The 15,587-nt window shown below is 72.1% G+C and carries 12 protein-coding genes; 8 read left to right on the top strand and 4 right to left on the bottom strand.

Annotated features, from left to right (window positions below; genetic code table 11):
- Positions 1-140 precede the first annotated feature (140 nt).
- Together OG322_RS26765 and OG322_RS26760 are read left to right on the top strand one after the other, a co-directional pair.
- Positions 141-1,391, top strand: a complete 1,251-nt coding sequence (locus tag OG322_RS26765; RefSeq protein ID WP_124283923.1) for a cytochrome P450 — start codon at positions 141-143, stop codon at positions 1,389-1,391.
- A gap of 106 nt (positions 1,392-1,497) precedes the next feature.
- Positions 1,498-2,445, top strand: coding sequence for an AEC family transporter (locus tag OG322_RS26760; RefSeq protein WP_241199951.1), 948 nt, complete (start codon positions 1,498-1,500; stop codon positions 2,443-2,445).
- A gap of 133 nt (positions 2,446-2,578) precedes the next feature.
- Here the strand turns inward: OG322_RS26760 and OG322_RS26755 are convergent, their stop codons facing one another.
- The gene (locus OG322_RS26755; protein WP_329307055.1) at positions 2,579-4,687 is read right to left on the bottom strand and encodes a bifunctional glycosyltransferase 87/phosphatase PAP2 family protein; all 2,109 of its coding nucleotides are present in this window, start codon (positions 4,685-4,687) and stop codon (positions 2,579-2,581) included.
- A 265-nt stretch (positions 4,688-4,952) separates the two neighbouring features.
- Here OG322_RS26755 and OG322_RS26750 point away from each other — a divergent pair, with 265 nt between their 5' ends.
- A complete protein-coding gene (locus OG322_RS26750; protein WP_266413198.1) occupies positions 4,953-6,044 on the top strand; it encodes a DUF2330 domain-containing protein in 1,092 nt (363 codons plus the stop codon).
- 30 nt (positions 6,045-6,074) lie between these two features.
- Here OG322_RS26750 and OG322_RS26745 read toward each other — a convergent pair whose 3' ends face one another.
- Positions 6,075-7,175, bottom strand: coding sequence for a serpin family protein (locus tag OG322_RS26745; RefSeq protein WP_329307054.1), 1,101 nt, complete (start codon positions 7,173-7,175; stop codon positions 6,075-6,077).
- Positions 7,176-7,235: 60 nt separating this feature from the next.
- Between OG322_RS26745 and OG322_RS26740 the strand changes: the two genes are divergently transcribed.
- A complete protein-coding gene (locus tag OG322_RS26740; RefSeq protein ID WP_123470562.1) occupies positions 7,236-7,727 on the top strand; it encodes a GNAT family N-acetyltransferase in 492 nt (163 codons plus the stop codon).
- A gap of 12 nt (positions 7,728-7,739) precedes the next feature.
- Here OG322_RS26740 and OG322_RS26735 read toward each other — a convergent pair whose 3' ends face one another.
- Complete coding sequence (locus OG322_RS26735; protein WP_123470565.1) at positions 7,740-9,785, bottom strand: MDR family MFS transporter; 2,046 nt, start codon at positions 9,783-9,785, stop codon at positions 7,740-7,742.
- A 137-nt stretch (positions 9,786-9,922) separates the two neighbouring features.
- Between OG322_RS26735 and OG322_RS26730 the strand changes: the two genes are divergently transcribed.
- Positions 9,923-10,993, top strand: coding sequence for a peptidoglycan-binding domain-containing protein (locus OG322_RS26730; RefSeq protein WP_329307053.1), 1,071 nt, complete (start codon positions 9,923-9,925; stop codon positions 10,991-10,993).
- 235 nt (positions 10,994-11,228) lie between these two features.
- Positions 11,229-11,891: an HAD-IA family hydrolase gene (locus tag OG322_RS26725; RefSeq protein ID WP_123470570.1), complete on the top strand. Its 663-nt coding sequence runs from the start codon at positions 11,229-11,231 to the stop codon at positions 11,889-11,891.
- Here the strand turns inward: OG322_RS26725 and OG322_RS26720 are convergent.
- Complete coding sequence (locus tag OG322_RS26720) at positions 11,878-12,639, bottom strand: ABC transporter permease (protein ID WP_123470572.1); 762 nt, start codon at positions 12,637-12,639, stop codon at positions 11,878-11,880. The two genes, OG322_RS26725 and OG322_RS26720, sit on opposite strands and share 14 nt — an antisense overlap.
- Positions 12,640-12,941: 302 nt before the next feature.
- Between OG322_RS26720 and OG322_RS26715 the strand changes: the two genes are divergently transcribed.
- Both OG322_RS26715 and OG322_RS26710 read left to right on the top strand, forming a co-directional pair.
- Positions 12,942-13,586 carry an HNH endonuclease family protein gene (locus OG322_RS26715; RefSeq protein WP_123470574.1) on the top strand — a complete coding sequence of 215 codons (645 nt, stop codon included), beginning with the start codon at positions 12,942-12,944 and terminating at the stop codon, positions 13,584-13,586.
- A 143-nt stretch (positions 13,587-13,729) separates the two neighbouring features.
- A complete protein-coding gene (locus OG322_RS26710; RefSeq protein WP_329307052.1) occupies positions 13,730-15,508 on the top strand; it encodes an alkaline phosphatase D family protein in 1,779 nt (592 codons plus the stop codon).
- Positions 15,509-15,587: the final 79 nt, after the last annotated feature.

Here is a 15,587-nt window from a genome sequence, read left to right as displayed (position 1 = left end):
GGCCTGGTTCACGGATGCTTCACGCAACAGATCCGGCCACGCCTCTTGTCAGTTGTAGAACTCGTTACTACCTTTCGGGCAACATCTGATGGGTCGTCAGACATTGCTCGGGCGGCTCTCGGACCGACCTGGAGTTGCCGATGCCCTGCCCCCATCTGCCCGAAGGGTTCGACTTCACCGATCCCGATCTGCTCCAAGCCCGCATACCGCACCCGGAGTTCGCCCGGATGCGCGAGACCGCACCGGTCTGGTGGTGCACCCAGCCCGCCGGCATCTCCGGCTTCGACGACGAGGGCTACTGGGTCGTCACCCGGCACGCGGACGTCAAGTACGTCTCGACCCGTCCCGAGCTGTTCTCGTCCAACACCAACACCGCGGTGATCCGCTTCAACGAGACGATCAGCCGCGACCAGATCGACGTCCAGAAGCTGATCATGCTGAACATGGACCCGCCCGAGCACACCCGGGTCCGCCAGATCGTCCAGCGCGGCTTCACCCCCCGCGCCATCCGTTCCCTGGAACAGGCGCTGCGCAGCCGGGCGCGCTCGATCGTCGAGACGGCGCTGGCCGCCGCGGACGCCGACGGCTCGTTCGACTTCGTCAACAACATCGCCGTCGAGCTGCCGCTCCAGGCCATCGCCGAGCTGATCGGCGTACCGCAGGAGGACCGGACCAGGATCTTCGACTGGTCCAACAAGATGGCCTCGTACGACGATCCGGAGTACGCGATCACCGAGGAGATCGGCGCCGAGGCGGCCATGGAGCTCGTCTCGTACTCGATGAACCTCGCGGCGGCGCGCAAGGAGTGCCCGGCCAAGGACATCGTCTCCCAGCTGGTCGCCGCCGAGGGCGAGGGCAACCTGCTGTCGGACGAGTTCGGCTTCTTCGTCATCCTGCTCGCCGTGGCCGGAAACGAGACCACCCGTAACGCCATCAGCCACGGCATGCACGCCTTCCTCACCCATCCCGAGCAGTGGGAGCTCTACAAGCGCGAGCGGCCGGAGACGACCGCCGAGGAGATCGTCCGCTGGGCGACGCCCGTGGTCTCCTTCCAGCGGACCGCCACCCAGGACCTCGAACTGGGCGGTCAGCAGATCAAGAAGGGCGACCGGGTCGGGATGTTCTACTCCTCGGCCAATAACGACCCCGAGGTCTTCGAGAGCCCGGAGAAGTTCGACATCACCCGCGATCCCAACCCGCACCTCGGCTTCGGTGGCGGCGGTCCGCACTTCTGCCTGGGCAAGTCCCTTGCCGTGATGGAGATCGACCTGATCTTCAACGCCATCGCGGACGTGCTGCCGGACCTGCGGCTGGTCGGCGATCCGCGGCGGCTGCGGTCGGCCTGGCTCAACGGCATCAAGCAGCTCCAGGTGAGCACGACGAGCGGCTGAGCACGGCCCGGAACGCGACGCCGGGCAGGACCTGTCCGACTGTTGCGGTACGCCCGTCCGCACCCCTGTACGAATGGCGGGCGGGCGTGGCGGGATCATGGCGGGTATGCACGCCCTGCTCTCCGCTTTCGGGCCGATCTGGATGCTGACGGCCGCCGGGTACGCGGTCGGCCGCAGCGGCCTCCTCGGGGCGCAGGCCGAGGCCGTGCTCGGCCGTTTCGTCTTCCATGTCGCCATGCCCGCAGCCCTGTTCAGCATGGTGTCGGGGTCCCGGCCGGCCGGCTTCGCCCATCTGCCGGTGGTGGCGTTCGCGGCGGCCACGGCGCTGGTGTCCGGTCTGGGATACGTGGTGGCCCGGCGGCTCTTCGGCCGCGGGAGGGCCGACGGGGCGATCAGCAGTATGGCCTCCGGCTACGTCAACTCCGCCAACCTGGGCATCCCGGTGGCGGTGCAGGTGCTCGGTGACGCCTCGTTCGTCGCGCAGGTCATCCTGTTCCAGGTGCTGCTGGTCTCACCGGTGATCCTGACCCTGCTGGACTCGGGGACCCGGGCGGCCGGCGGTCCCGGCGGCGGGCTGCGGCGGATGCTCACCATGCCGGTCCGCAATCCGGTCATCATGGCCTCGCTGCTCGGCGTCGCCGTCTCCGCCGCCGGGCTGCGGCTGCCGGCCGCCCTCACCCACTCCTGCGATCTGCTGGGCGCCGCGGCCGTGCCGACGGCCCTGGTCACGCTGGGCCTGTCCCTGCACGGGGGCCCGGCAGGCGGGACCGCTCGCGTCGGGGGCCGGGCGGAGGTCGGGGTCGCGGTCACGCTGAAGACGCTGGCGCAGCCCCTGACCGCCTTCCTCGTCGCCGGTCCGCTCCTGGGCCTGCCGGACCACCAGGTGCTGGCCGTGGTGCTCTGCTCGGCGCTCCCGACGGCTCAGAACGCGTTCATCTACGCCCGGGAGTACGGCCTGGACACCGGCCTCGCCCGCAATGCCGTGGTGGCCTCCACGGTGGTGTCGATGCTCACGCTGTCCTTCGCCACGTGGGCTCTGGGGCCGGCCCGCTGAGCCGTTCGAGTGGCGGGCGGTGCCCGGCGGGCGGATGCTGGGAGCGCGACGATCCACCTGCCGAAGGGGTGGCGGGGACGCCTTGACGCCCCCGCCACCCCTTCGGCCCGCGTCCGCGGGCGGCCGCCGGCGGCTACGACTTGCCGGCCACCGCTTCACCCTCCGCCTTCGGTACCCGTTCCGGCACCGCCGCCCTGTCCGGCGGCCGCCCGGCCGCCGGGGGCTGCGCGGCCTTCACCGCGGGCTCCTGGAGCCGGCGGGGTCCGGACAGCAGGTAGGTCAGGCCGAAGCCGAGCGCGACCACCAGCGCACCGCCCACCGCGTCGAGCACCCAGTGGTTGCCCGTCGCGACGATCGCGGAGACCGTGAACAGCGGGTGCAGCACCCCCAGCAGCTTCATCCAGGTCTTCGGCGCGAGCATCACGATCACCACACCGCACCACAGCGACCAGCCGAAGTGCAGCGAGGGCATCGCGGCGTACTGGTTGGTCACCCCCGTCAGCGTGCCGTAGTCGGGCTTCGCGAAGTCCTGGACGCCGTGGACCGTGTCGATGAAGCCGAGCCCCGGCATCAAACGCGGCGGGGCCAGCGGGTAGAGCCAGAAGCCGACCAGGGCCAGCACTGTGGCGAAGCCGATGGAGCTGCGGACCCAGCGGTAGTCCGCGGGCCGGCGCACGTACAGCACACCGAGGATGGCCAGCGGCACGATGAAGTGGAACGTCGAGTAGTAGTAGTCGAAGAAGTCCCGCAGCCAGCCGACCCCGACGACCGCGTGGTTGACCCAGTGCTCTATGTCGATGTGCAGCCACTGCTCCAGCGAGTGGACCTGCCCGCCGTGGTGCTCGGCGGTGGCACGGCCGGCCGTCGCGGCGAGCCTGACATGCTGGTACGCCGAGTAGACGACCCTGATCAGCAGGAGTTCCAGCAGCAGGTTGGGCCGGCTGAGCACCCGCCGCCAGAACGGCAGCAGCGGCACCCTGCTCCAGCGGGCCGGGACCGGGGCCGCGTAGTCGGTGGGGATCGGCTGCTGCCAGTACGGCGAGGTGCGCGGCAGGAACGGGGCGACGCACGCGGCCCCGAGCGCGGCGATCAGCAGCACGTTGTCGCGTATCGGGAACACCGCCTCGATGTTCGGCAGCAGCATCTTGCCGGGCAGCGTGATCACGAGGACCACGACGGCCGGCCACACCATCCGGTCCGAGGCGCGCGCGCCGACCCGGCCGACCACCGCGAGCAGCACCCACAGCAGCTGGTGCTGCCAGGCGGTCGGCGAGACGGCGACCGCGACGCAGCCGGTCACGGCCACGGCGAGCAGCAGCTGGCCGTCGCGCGCGTACCGTACGGCGCGGCGCAGACCGAGGAAGCAGACGGCCGCGGCCAGCACCAGGAAGAGCGCGATCTCCAGCGGGCCCTCCAGCCCGAACCGGAGCAGCGCGCCGTGCAGGGACTGGTTGGCGAGGCTGTCCGCCTGATCGCCGAGGCCGGCCCCGGCGACGTGGTGCACCCAGTACGTCCACGAGTCGTGCGGCATCGCCGCCCAGGCCAGTGCCGTGCAGGCGGCGAACGCGGCGCCGCCGGTCAGCGCCGCGCGGCGTCTCCCGGTCAGCCAGAGCAGCGCGGCGAACAGCAGCACGGTCGGCTGGAGCGCGGCCGCGACGCCGATCAGGACGCCCGAGGCGCGTTCCCCGCGGACCACGAAGCAGCCGACGAGCACCAGGAGGACCGGCAGGATGCTGGTCTGGCCCAGGTAGAGGGCGTTGCGGACCGGCAGCGAGAGCATCAGCAGGGTGATCGCGACGGGCGCGGCGAGCAGCGCCGTACGCCGGTTGACCGGGCCGGGCAGGGCGCGCGCCGCGATGATGCCGAGCGCGGCGACGAGCAGCAGCGAACCGAAGGTCCAGGCGACCCCGAGGCTCTGTTCGGCGGTCCGGGTGAGCGGCTTCAGCACCATCCCGGCGAAGGGGGTGCCGGTGAACCGGTCGGTGTCGTACAGCGAGCCCGTCACATGAAGCACACCGTTCTCACCGATCCAGGTCTCCAGATCGGTGAGCCGTTCGCCAGGCGGCTGCCGCAGCACCACCGCCATCTGCCGTACGGCCAACGCGGCCACAACCAGCCAGAGAACCGCCCGGGCCGCCCCGGTCCTCGTCCCTGCCGTCGCATCTCCGCGCACACTGTGCTCCGCATTCGCCACGCTGCGCCGACCCTCCCGCCGTCTTGTGCCGGCCCTCGATCCGGGCATGCTGTGAAACCTTCGCATTGCGCTATGAGGTAGACACAATCAACCCCCTCTTCGCCTGACTGTCACCCGGCTTTTGTCCGAAAGAATGCCCGCCCGTTCGATCGGACCGGGACCGGGCGGCCGGAACCGGCCGGGCCGCCGCCACGTCTGTGCCCGTGACCAGGGCCAACGGGGGAGGAGCCGGCGCATGGGGTGGGCGGGGACGGATCAAGGGAAACGGGCCGGATCGCGTACGTGGGCGGTGCGCGCGCTCTCCCTGGTCATGATGCTGGTGTCGCTGCAGCTCGGCTCGCTGATCGCACCGGCGTACGCCTGTGGCTGCGGGGCGATGGTGGTGGACCGCGACAGCCGGGTCACGGTCGACCGGGAGACCTCCGTGGTCAGCTGGTCCGGCGGCAGCGAGCAGATCGTGATGCGGCTCACCGTCCGCGGGAACGCCCCGGCGGCGGCGTGGATCATGCCCGTGCCGCACCGGGCCACGGTCGGGCTGGGTGACGCCTCGCTCTTCTCCGAGCTCGAAACCCTCACCGCGCCGGTCCACGAGATACGGCACTACTTCTGGCCACGTGCGAAGGACTGGCCGTTCGGCGGTTCGGACCGGGCATCCGGATCCGGCGCGGCCCCCGCGGCGGTCGCACCGGTCGGCGTGGTCGGCCGGGAGCGGCTCGGGCCGTTCGACGTGGCCCGGCTGACCGCGACCGACCCCGCGGCCCTGGAGGGCTGGCTGACGGACAACGGCTTCGAGCTCCCGGACCGGCTGTCGACGGCGTTGCGGCCCTACGTCGATCAGAAGTGGGAGTACGTGGCGATCCGCCTCGCCCCTCGGGAGAAGGGCGGTCCGCTGCTCGGCCGGCTCGACCCGCTGCGGCTGCGTTTCGCCAGCGAGCGGCCGGTCTACCCGATGCGGCTGTCCCGGCTCGCCACGACGCCGCAGTCACTGGGGCTGTACGTGCTGGCGGCGGACCGGATGGAGCCTCGCGGCGCGATCGGCGGCGAGCCGCCCGAGGTGACCTATGCGGGGCGGGTCGACGCCGGGCAGGAGAAGGGCGAGTACCCGGCCCTGGGGGCGCTGACGGGCGGGAAGCCGGTGTTCGTCACGGCGATCGACCAGTCGTTCCCGCGGCCGGAGCTGATCGACGGGGACCATGAGCTCCGGGCGGCGGCCGCCGACACCCCGTACCGGACCACGTACTACCACGACGAGCTGCTGAGCGTGGGGCCCGTTCCGGCCTGGGTGCTGTCGCTGCTCGGCGCCGCGGCGGTGGCGGTCGCGGCGGTGCTGCTGCTGGTGCGGACCAGGCGGCGGCGACCGGTCGCACCCCCGCCGCCGGTCACCGCGCCGCCACCGCCGCGGTGAGCGCGGGCGCCCCAGGACGCCCTGCGGGGCTCAGCCCTCCACCGGGGTGTCCGCCTGCCAGCCGGTGAAGAGCGGGACCTCGCCGCTGCCGTCCAGGACCACGATCCCGAACGGGCGGTCGAAGGCGATGCGCCGGAAGCGCTGCTGCACGGGCGCCGCGCCCCCCGGTGCGGCGATGACGGTCACGGCCGCGGCCTGCACGCCCTCCTCGGCGACCTTCACCACGGCCTCCTGCACCACCTGGGAGATCAGGAGCGGCTCGGGCGACATCCACCCGAAGTCGGCGGCGGCGCTCGTCGCGACCCGGATCCCGAGCGCCGGCAACTGATCGGTGACCTGAACGTTCGTACGCAGGGTGAATCGCGGGACCGCGATGCTCAGGACGTCCGCGTCCAGCGGGGTGCGCAGCGCCTGCGGCGCCCAGGCCGCGGGCAGTACGTCCGCCGCTCCCGCGCCCGGCTCCCCCAGCACCAGCCGGACCCGGGCCGGGACCCCGCCGGCCCGCTCGGTGCGGCAGCGCAGCTCGACGACGTGGGCGCCGCGCACCGTCCAGCCGTCCCACGGCCCACGTGTGGCGTGCATGGTCGGCACCGCACGGCTCACTCCGGCCGCGTCGGTGAACGGCAGGTCCCTGGTGTCCTCGGGTGCGAACGGTTCGTCCCACCGTGCCTTCAGCGCCAGCACGTTGACGAGCACCAGCAGCATCTCGGCACTGATGTCCAGCGGCAGCCGCTCGATCAGCCCTCCGGTGGCCTCCCGCACCCAGGCGTCGACCCCGGTGGCGTCCATCGGCCCGAACCCGACGTCAGTCAGCGCCTCCCGGTACTCCCGGTAGACCGGCACCCGGGTCCACACCCGGGTCGCCACCCCCAGCGCGTCGGTGGCCGCCAGCTCGCGCACCCCGGCCGCCACCGCGTCGGCGGCCTGCCGCTCCGCCACCCCGAGCACCGCCCGCAGCTCGTCGGCGGTCTCCCCGCGCGCCCCTGCCGCGACCACCGCCAGGGCCAGCCAGAGCCCGGCCGGCGAGCACACGAAGCTCCCGCCGCCCGGCCCGGCCAGCTCCCGTATCCACCTCTCGCCGAGCCGCTGGACCGCCCCGGCCCTCGTCGTCGATCCCGTCTCCCGCGTCACCGATGCCCCCTGCAAGCAATTCGCTTCTCCGCACAGCTGTGCGCAAGACAGAATGAACCAATGACGTGGACCGTGACCCCCGAACGCTTCGACTCCCCCGACGCCGCCCTGCTGCGCCGGGACTACTACGACGAGGTCGCGAGCCGCTACTGGGGGCGGCCCGCGACCGTCGAGGAGCTGGACGAGGGGCTCACCGACGACGGCGCCGAGCTGCTGGTCCCGCCGACCGGTGAGTTCGTCGTCGGCCGGTTCGGGGGACGGGCGGCGGCCTGCGCCGGGCTGGTCGTGACGGACCCGGAGGTCGCGGAGCTGACCCGGGTGTTCGTACGCCCCGAGGTGCGCGGCACGGGAGGCGGCGGGCTGCTGCTCGCGGCGATCGAGGGCCGGGCGCGGGCCCTGGGTGTCCGGCAGCTGCGCCTCGACACCCGCAGCGACCTGGTCGAGGCGCGCGGGCTGTACGCGAAGCACGGCTACCGGGAGGTCCCGGCGTTCCACCACCGCAACCAGTACGCCGAGCACTGGTTCGCCAAGGAGCTCCGCACCACCGTCTGACCGGCCCCGTCCTCAGGGGGCGTGGTGGTCCCGCTTCGGCTCCGGGCTGTGCGGGCGCTCCTTGCTCGATCCGCTCGTCTCGGCCGTCAGCTCCGACACCAGGGCGACCAGGTCGGTCGGCCGGTCCGGACCCCACCAGTCGCCGAGCAACTCCGCCAGCGACTCCTCCCGGGCGTGCGAGAGCTTCACCACGGCCTCCGCGCCGGGCTCGGTGAGCACCAGTTGCACCCCCACCCGGCGGGCCAGGCCGCGTTCCTCCAGCTCCCGGCCCGCCTCGCTGATCACCCGCAGCGGCACCGGGGCGACCTCGGCGAGCCGGGCGGGCTCGACGGTGCCGTGCCGTTTGATGCGCAGCAGCATCCAGCTCGCCGCGGGCAGCAGGTCGAGTCCGGCCTTCTCGGTGATCTTCACGTAGACCTCGCGGCGGCCCTCCCTGGTGGCGAGGACCGAGAGTGCGCGGGCGCATTCGTCGTACGAGGACCGCTCGACCGGGTTCGACGCCAGGGTCTCGCTGGTGTCGGGGGCGGTCACCGAGCCGCGCAGCTTGTCCTCCTTGAGCAGCCAGGCGAAGACGAAGGCGATCAGGACGACGGGGGCCGCGTACAGGAACACATCGGTGATCGACGTCGAGTACGCGCTGAGCACCGGCTGGCGGATCGCGGGCGGCAGCCGGCTGACGGCGCGCGGGTCGGAGGCCAGTCCGTGCGCGCTGACCCCGGGCGGCAGCGTCCGGCCCGCGAGCGCCGCACCGAGCTTGTCGGTGAGCCGGTTGGTGAAGATGGTGCCGAAGATGGCGACACCGAACGAGGCGCCGATGGAACGGAAGAAGGTCGCCCCCGAGGTGGCGACGCCGAGGTCCTGGTAGCTCACCGCGTTCTGCACGATCAGGACGAGGACCTGCATCACCAGACCGAGTCCGGCACCGAAGACGAAGAAGTAGAGGCTCATCTCCAGCGTGCTGCTGTGCTCCGTGAGCCGGTGCAGGAGCAGCAGGCCGATCGCCGTGATGCCGGTGCCGAGGATCGGGAAGATCTTCCAGCGGCCCGTCCGGCTGACGATCTGGCCGGACCCGGTCGAGGTGATGAGCAGGCCGAACACCATCGGGAGCATGTGGACGCCGGACATCGTCGGCGTGATGCCGTGCACCACCTGCAGGAAGGTCGGCAGATAGGTCATCGCGCCGAACATCGCGAAGCCGATGACGAAGCTGATCACGGCGACGAGGCTGAAGGTCCTGATCCGGAACAGCTTCAGCGGCAGTACGGGTTCGGCGGCGCGCCGCTCCACGTACACGAAGGCGATCAGCAGCAGCACACTGACCACGGCGAGACCGACGATCTGCGTCGAGCCCCAGGCCCAGGTGGTGCCGCCGAGCGAGGCGACCAGGACCAGACAGGTGGCGACCGCGGCGATGAGGAAGGTGCCGAGGTAGTCGATGGTGTGCTTCGTCCGGCGGACCGGGATGTGCAGCACCGCGGCGATCACGGCGAGGGCGACGACACCGATGGGGAGGTTGATGTAGAAGACCCAGCGCCAGCTGAGCTGTTCGGTGAAGAAGCCGCCCAGGAGCGGTCCGAGCACGCTCGTCGCGCCGAACACCGCTCCGAACAGGCCCTGGTACTTGCCTCGTTCGCGCGGCGGGACGATATCGCCGACGATCGCCATCGACAGCACGATCAGTCCGCCGCCGCCGAGCCCCTGGAGGGCGCGGAAGCCGATCAGCTGCGGCATGTTCTGGGCGATGCCGCAGAGCGCGGAGCCGATCAGGAAGATGACGATGGCGATCTGGAAGAGCCGCTTGCGCCCGTACTGGTCGCCCAGCTTGCCCCAGAGCGGGGTCGCGGCGGTCGATGCCAGCAGGTAGGCCGTGACCACCCACGACAGATGCTCCAGGCCGCCGAGGTCACTGACGATGGTCGGCAGTGCGGTGGAGACGATGGTCTGGTCGAGTGCGGCGAGCAGCATGCCGAGAAGCAGGGCGCCGATCGCCACCAGGACAGACCGCGTGGAGCGGTTTTCGCCGGGGGCCGGGGCCGGAGGGCTCAACTGCTGGGCCATGAAACATCTCCTCGGATCCGCTCTACGCACCCATCCTGTCTGTTTTGCACCGTTATGGCCTGCCGAGGGGCCGCATGATTGGGCTTCCCGGCGGCGGGCTGCATAATCGCAGGCAGTTCAAGGGGAGGGGACCCACAATGACCGGACATATATGCCCGGAGTGCGGTACGGACGGCAGACCTGGCGCCGGTCCGGGCTGCGGCTGCGCGCAAGGCGCGGCTCAGCACAGTGCCGGACAGCAGCACGTCACCGAGGAGCAGCGGACCGCCGAGCAGCACCGCATCGTCGAGGAGCACCACGCCGAGCGGTCGGCCGAGTTCGCGGCCGCCGAGGACTTCGACCCGCTGCGCATCCGGCCGTACGTGACGCTGGGCGGCGAGGAGACGGCGGCCGGCCGGGACGAGCCGAAGGGGTACGTGACGGACGGCCATGCGGGGGACGCGGCCACCACGATGCCGCTGTTCCTGGACCCGGCGGGGCCGGGCCCGCTGTCGGACGCCGCCGGGCCGGACGGTCCGGACGGCCACCCGGGCGCCCCGGTCCTCACGACGGGACCGGACCCCGTGCAGCCGCGCCGCCGCAGACCCTTCGCCGCGCTGGCCGTGGGGGCGGCCGTCGTCGCGGTGGTGGGCACCGCGGCCTTCGTCGGCGGGCTGTTCAACGGGGACGGCAACGGGGACGCCGACCTCGATCCGGTCCTGCCCTCCACGGTCACCAGCCTCCCCGAGGAGAGCGCCGCACCGTCGGCCTCCACGACGGCATCCGCCTCCGCGTCGCCGTCCCGGTCGGTCACGGCGTCACCGTCCGCCTCCGCGTCCGCATCCACGTCCGCATCCGCGTCGCCGACGGCCAGCGCCTCGGCGTCCCGTTCCGCGTCCGCCGGCCCGTCGGGCTCCGCCGCCGCGTCCTCCCCGGCGGCCACGGCGGACGCCGGGGGTCCGGAGTCGGTGGCCCCGCCCGCCCAGCCGCAGGAAGGTGCCACGCTGCGCCGCGGCGACCACGGCCCGGAGGTGGCCGAACTGCAACGCCGGCTCCAGGAGGTCTGGCTGTTCCGCGGCCCCGCCGACGCCGACTTCACCGACCGGGTCGAGCGGGCCGTCAGCAACTTCCAGTCCTCGATGTACATCCAGGGCGATGCGGAGGGGGTCTACGGACCGAACACCCGGCGTGCGCTGGAGGCGGTCACCACGGGTCGGGGGCGCGGCTGATCCACACGGGGCCGGATCCGCGGAGGGATTGGCTTTCCCGGGCAGGTTTTTGTATCGTGATGGAACAAAGTGGCCCCCAAACGCACTCCCTGACCGGCGGGCGGGGGCCGCTTGATCTCTTTCCCGCGTTGCCCGTCCTACGGCGTCGCACCGCACTGCCCGCTCTGCCGCGTCGCACGCCTTCGCGCGTCGCCCGCGTTCCGCGCAGTTCGCCTCCCCGCTCTGGAGCCCGCCCATGCCGGCCACCGTTCTCACCGCCCGCGCCCTCCTGCTCGACATGGACGGGACCCTGGTGAATTCCGACGCCGTCGTGGAGCGCTGCTGGCGGCGCTGGGCGCTGCGGAACGGCCTGGACCCGGAGGCCGCGCTCAAGGTGGTCCACGGCCGGCAGGGGTACGCCACCATGGCGGTGCTCCTCCCGGACCGTCCGATGGAGCAGAACCACGCGGACAACCGGGTGATGCTCGCCGAGGAGACCGCCGACACCGCCGGCGTCGTCCCGATCGGCGGCGCCGACGTCTTCATGGACGCGATCGCCGCGCTCCCGCACGCCCTGGTCACCTCGGCCGACCGGGCGCTGGCGCAGGTCCGGATGGCCGCGGCCGGACTGCGGATGCCCGAGCTCCGGGTCACCGCCGAGGGCGTGGGCGCCAGCAAGCCGGACCCGGAGGGCTTCCTCAAGGGCGCCGCCGGGCTGGGCTTCGAACCGGCGGACTGCATCGTCTTCGAGGACTCCGAAGCGGGCATCGCGGCGGGCCGGGCGGCGGGCATGCGCGTCGTGGGCGTGGGCCCGCGCGCGGCGGCGCTCTCCCCGGACGCGCACGTCGAGGACCTGACGCAGATCCGGGTGGAGGCGGCGGCCGACGGCTCGGTCCTGCTCCACATCAGCGCCCGATAGCCGAGGCCCCTCCCCCGTCGCGGTGAAGCCGTCCCCGCGCCACCAGTTCCAGCACGGTCGCGACGGCCGTCGCCTGTACGGCCATCAGCGCCACCAGCACGAACAGCTGTACGGCGCCCGCCTGCACCGGTGAGGCGCCGCCCAGCAGCATGCCGACGAAGGCCCCGGGCAGCGTGACGAGCCCCACCGTCCGGGTCTGGTCGAGCCCAGGCAGCAGCGCGTCCGACGCCGCGGGCCGGGCGATCTCCAGCCGCGCGTCACGGTCCGGGAAGCCGAGCGCCATCGCCGCCTCCACCTCCCCGTGCCGGGTCGCCAGCTCGTCGAGCGCCCGCCGCCCGCCGAGCACGGTCGCGGTCAGGGCGCCCCCGATGAGGATGCCGGTCACCGGGATCAGCGCGATGCCCCGGACCGGCACCAGCCCGGTGAGCAGCAGCATCGCGACCACCGGCACGACCCCCACCCCGATCGGCAGGGCCACCCACCGCCAGGTGCGGTTGTCGGTGACGCGGTGACCCGCGGTCCACACCGCCACGCCGAACATCAACGCGATGAACGCGAGCGTCGGCGCGACGGCGTGGACCACCCAGCCAATGAGCGAGGAGACCGCGGCGAGTTGCGCCGCCGCCCGCAGCCCGGCCAGCACGATCTGCCGCGACCGGCCGAGCGAGGCGAAAGCGGAGACGCCGGCGGCCGCCGCGAGCAGCAGGGCGAGGACGACCCCGAGTGTGATGTTGACCGGTAGCAGCACGCGGCCACCCTAAGACCCCGCGGCCGATCCCCTGCCGCGAACCGGAATCCCCGGCGCCGGCGCGACCGGGTCTCCGGCCCGTCCCCCCAGCGCGGAACTGCCGTCTCATCAGTTCCGTACGCCCGCGCACACACTTCCGTACGCCCCCGCACCCCGAACCTCTTCGTCAGACCCCTTGATGTGACGTGCCCATGTCGCCACTCTGTTACCTGGCGCCCACCCCACGGAAACCTTGCGCCGCCACGATGGCCGGGCCGTTTCGGACGACCCGCCCAAGGTCCCCCCACATCAAGGGAGTTCGCATGTCAGGTATCTACGCGCGTCGCATAGCCGTCCTCGCCGCCTCCGCCGCCCTCGCCGCAACCACCGGGCTGCTCACCGCTCCCAGCGCCCAGGCAGCCATGCCCACCCCGGTGGCCGCGTCCACCGCCCGCACCTATCTGAGCCAGCTGACCGTGCAGGCGGAGGGCTCCTCGACCGGTTACAGCAGGGACAAGTTCCCGCACTGGATCACCCAGTCGGGCGCTTGCAACACCCGCGAGGTGGTCCTGAAGCGGGACGGCACGAACGTCTCGCAGGACTCCAGCTGCGCCGCCGTGAGCGGCAGTTGGTACTCGGAGTACGACGGAGCCACCTGGACCGCCGCAGCCGATCTGGACATCGACCACATGGTCCCGCTGGCCGAGGCCTGGCGGTCCGGCGCAGCCGGCTGGACCACCGCCCAACGACAGGCGTACGCCAACGATCTGACGCGCCCCCAGCTCATCGCGGTCACCGACAACGTCAACCAGTCCAAGGGCGACAAGGACCCGGCGAAGTGGCTCCCCTCACGCACCGCGTACCAGTGCACGTACGTACGCGCCTGGGTGGACGTGAAGCACTACTACGGCCTGACCGTCGACCCGGCCGAGAAGACCGCGCTGCAGTCCGTGCTCAACGGCTGCTGAACGACCACTGAAGGGCGGCCTGTCCACCTGACGGCCGGCCCCCGGAACCGCCCCGCGCTCCCCCGTCGTTCCGTACGGTACGAACCCGCCGTACGAACCACCCGTACGGAACTGTCCGTACGGAACGACGTGAGGAGCACCACATGGCCGGGCTGCGCCTGGGACCACTACTGCGGTACGTCGACTGGGAGACCGCCTCCACCGCGACCGTCTGGGTCGAGGCGGACCGGCCGTGCACGGCCGTGGTCCGGTGCGCGGACGGGGCCTCGGGCTCGTCGCGGACCTTCGCGGTCGCCGGGCACCACTACGCCCTGGTGGTGGTGACCGGCCTGACTCCCGGCTCCACCACGGCGTACGAGGTACTGCTCGACGACCGCCGGGTGTGGCCGCCCGAGGACCACGGATTCCCGGCGAGCACGATCACCACCCCGCCGATATCCACCGGCGGCGACGAAGACGGCGAGGGCCGCGAGGCAAACGGGAGCGGCGAGGCAGGCGGGCCGGGGACGGTCCGGATCTCCTTCGGCTCCTGCCGCTGGGCGGCTCCCCCCGCCGGCGCTCACGCGTCCGTCCGGTCCGACCCCGTCGGACCGGACGCCCTGGACACCCTCGCCGCCCGGCTCGCCGCCGATCCCGACGCCGTCCGCCCCGACGTCCTGCTGCTCCTGGGCGACCAGGTGTACGCGGACGAGACCTCGCAGGCGACCCGGCGCAGGCTCGCGGCGCGGCGCGATCTGGACGAGCCGCCGGGGGCGGAGGTCGCGGACTACGACGAGTACACCTGCCTGTACGACGAGTCGTGGCGCGACCCCGAGGTGCGCTGGCTGCTCTCGACGGTCCCCAGCTGCATGATCTTCGACGATCACGATGTCATCGACGACTGGAACACCAGCGCCGCCTGGCTCACCGAGATCCGTTCCACGCCCTGGTGGCACGAGCGGATCGTCAGCGGACTGATGTCGTACTGGGTCTATCAGCACCTGGGCAACCTCTCCCCCGCCGAGCTGGCGGCGGATCCGCTCTACGCGGCGGTGCACGCCACCCCGGACGGCACCGAAGCGGTGCGCCGGTTCGCGGCCGGGGCCGACGCGGACCCCACCGGAACCCGCTGGAGCTACCGACGCGTTTTCGGCCGAGTACGGCTGCTCATGGTGGACAGCCGCGCGGCCCGGGTGCTCGACGAGCGGCAGCGGGCGATGCTCCACCCGCGGGAGGCGCGCTGGCTGCGCGAGGAGGCGCTGTCCGGGCCCGGTTCTTTCGACCACCTCCTGATCGGCACCTCGCTTCCATGGCTGCTGCCGCCACTGGTACACGACGCGGAGCAGTGGAGCTCCGCGCTCTGCCGGGGCGAGCGGGGCGGTCCGGACGGCCGCTGGGCGCGCGTCGGTGAGCACCTGCGGCAACGCTCCGACCTGGAGCATTGGGCCGCGTTCCCCGATTCGTTCGGGCAACTGACGGAGCTGATCCGGGAGGTGGGCAGCGGCCCGGACGCACCGGCGACGGTATGCGTGCTGTCGGGCGATGTGCACCATGCGTACATCGCGGAACCCGCCTGGCCCGCCGAGGCCCCCGGCAGCGCGCCGGAGGCCCGCGTCCTGCAACTGACCTGCTCTCCCGTGCACAACTCGATCCCCGGTCCGCTCAGGGCCGCCTTCCGTTTCGGCTGGAGCCGGGCGGGGCGGCGGCTCGGGCGGCTGCTGGCGCGGCACGGGCGCACTGGTACACCTCCGGTCCGGTGGCACAAGACGGACGGGCCATGGTTCGGCAACCAGCTGATGACACTCACGCTGCATGGCCGGAAAGCTGCGCTGTCATTGGTTCAGGCCAAGTCAAGGAGGACAGGGGCCCAGCTCCAGACGGTATTCGAGCGCCCGCTGACCGATGACGGGCCGTCGACTTTCAGCCAGTCAACTAAACGTTGAACTTGCAAGTATTGGTGAGGTTTGCCTAACCTGTAGCGCTCAGTCGGTTCACGTCCCCACTAGACCGAAGGAGCCTCCC

The organism is Streptomyces sp. NBC_01260, from assembly GCF_036226405.1.
Lineage (GTDB): Bacteria > Actinomycetota > Actinomycetes > Streptomycetales > Streptomycetaceae > Streptomyces > Streptomyces laculatispora.
This window is presented reverse-complemented; position numbering and strand designations above follow the sequence as displayed.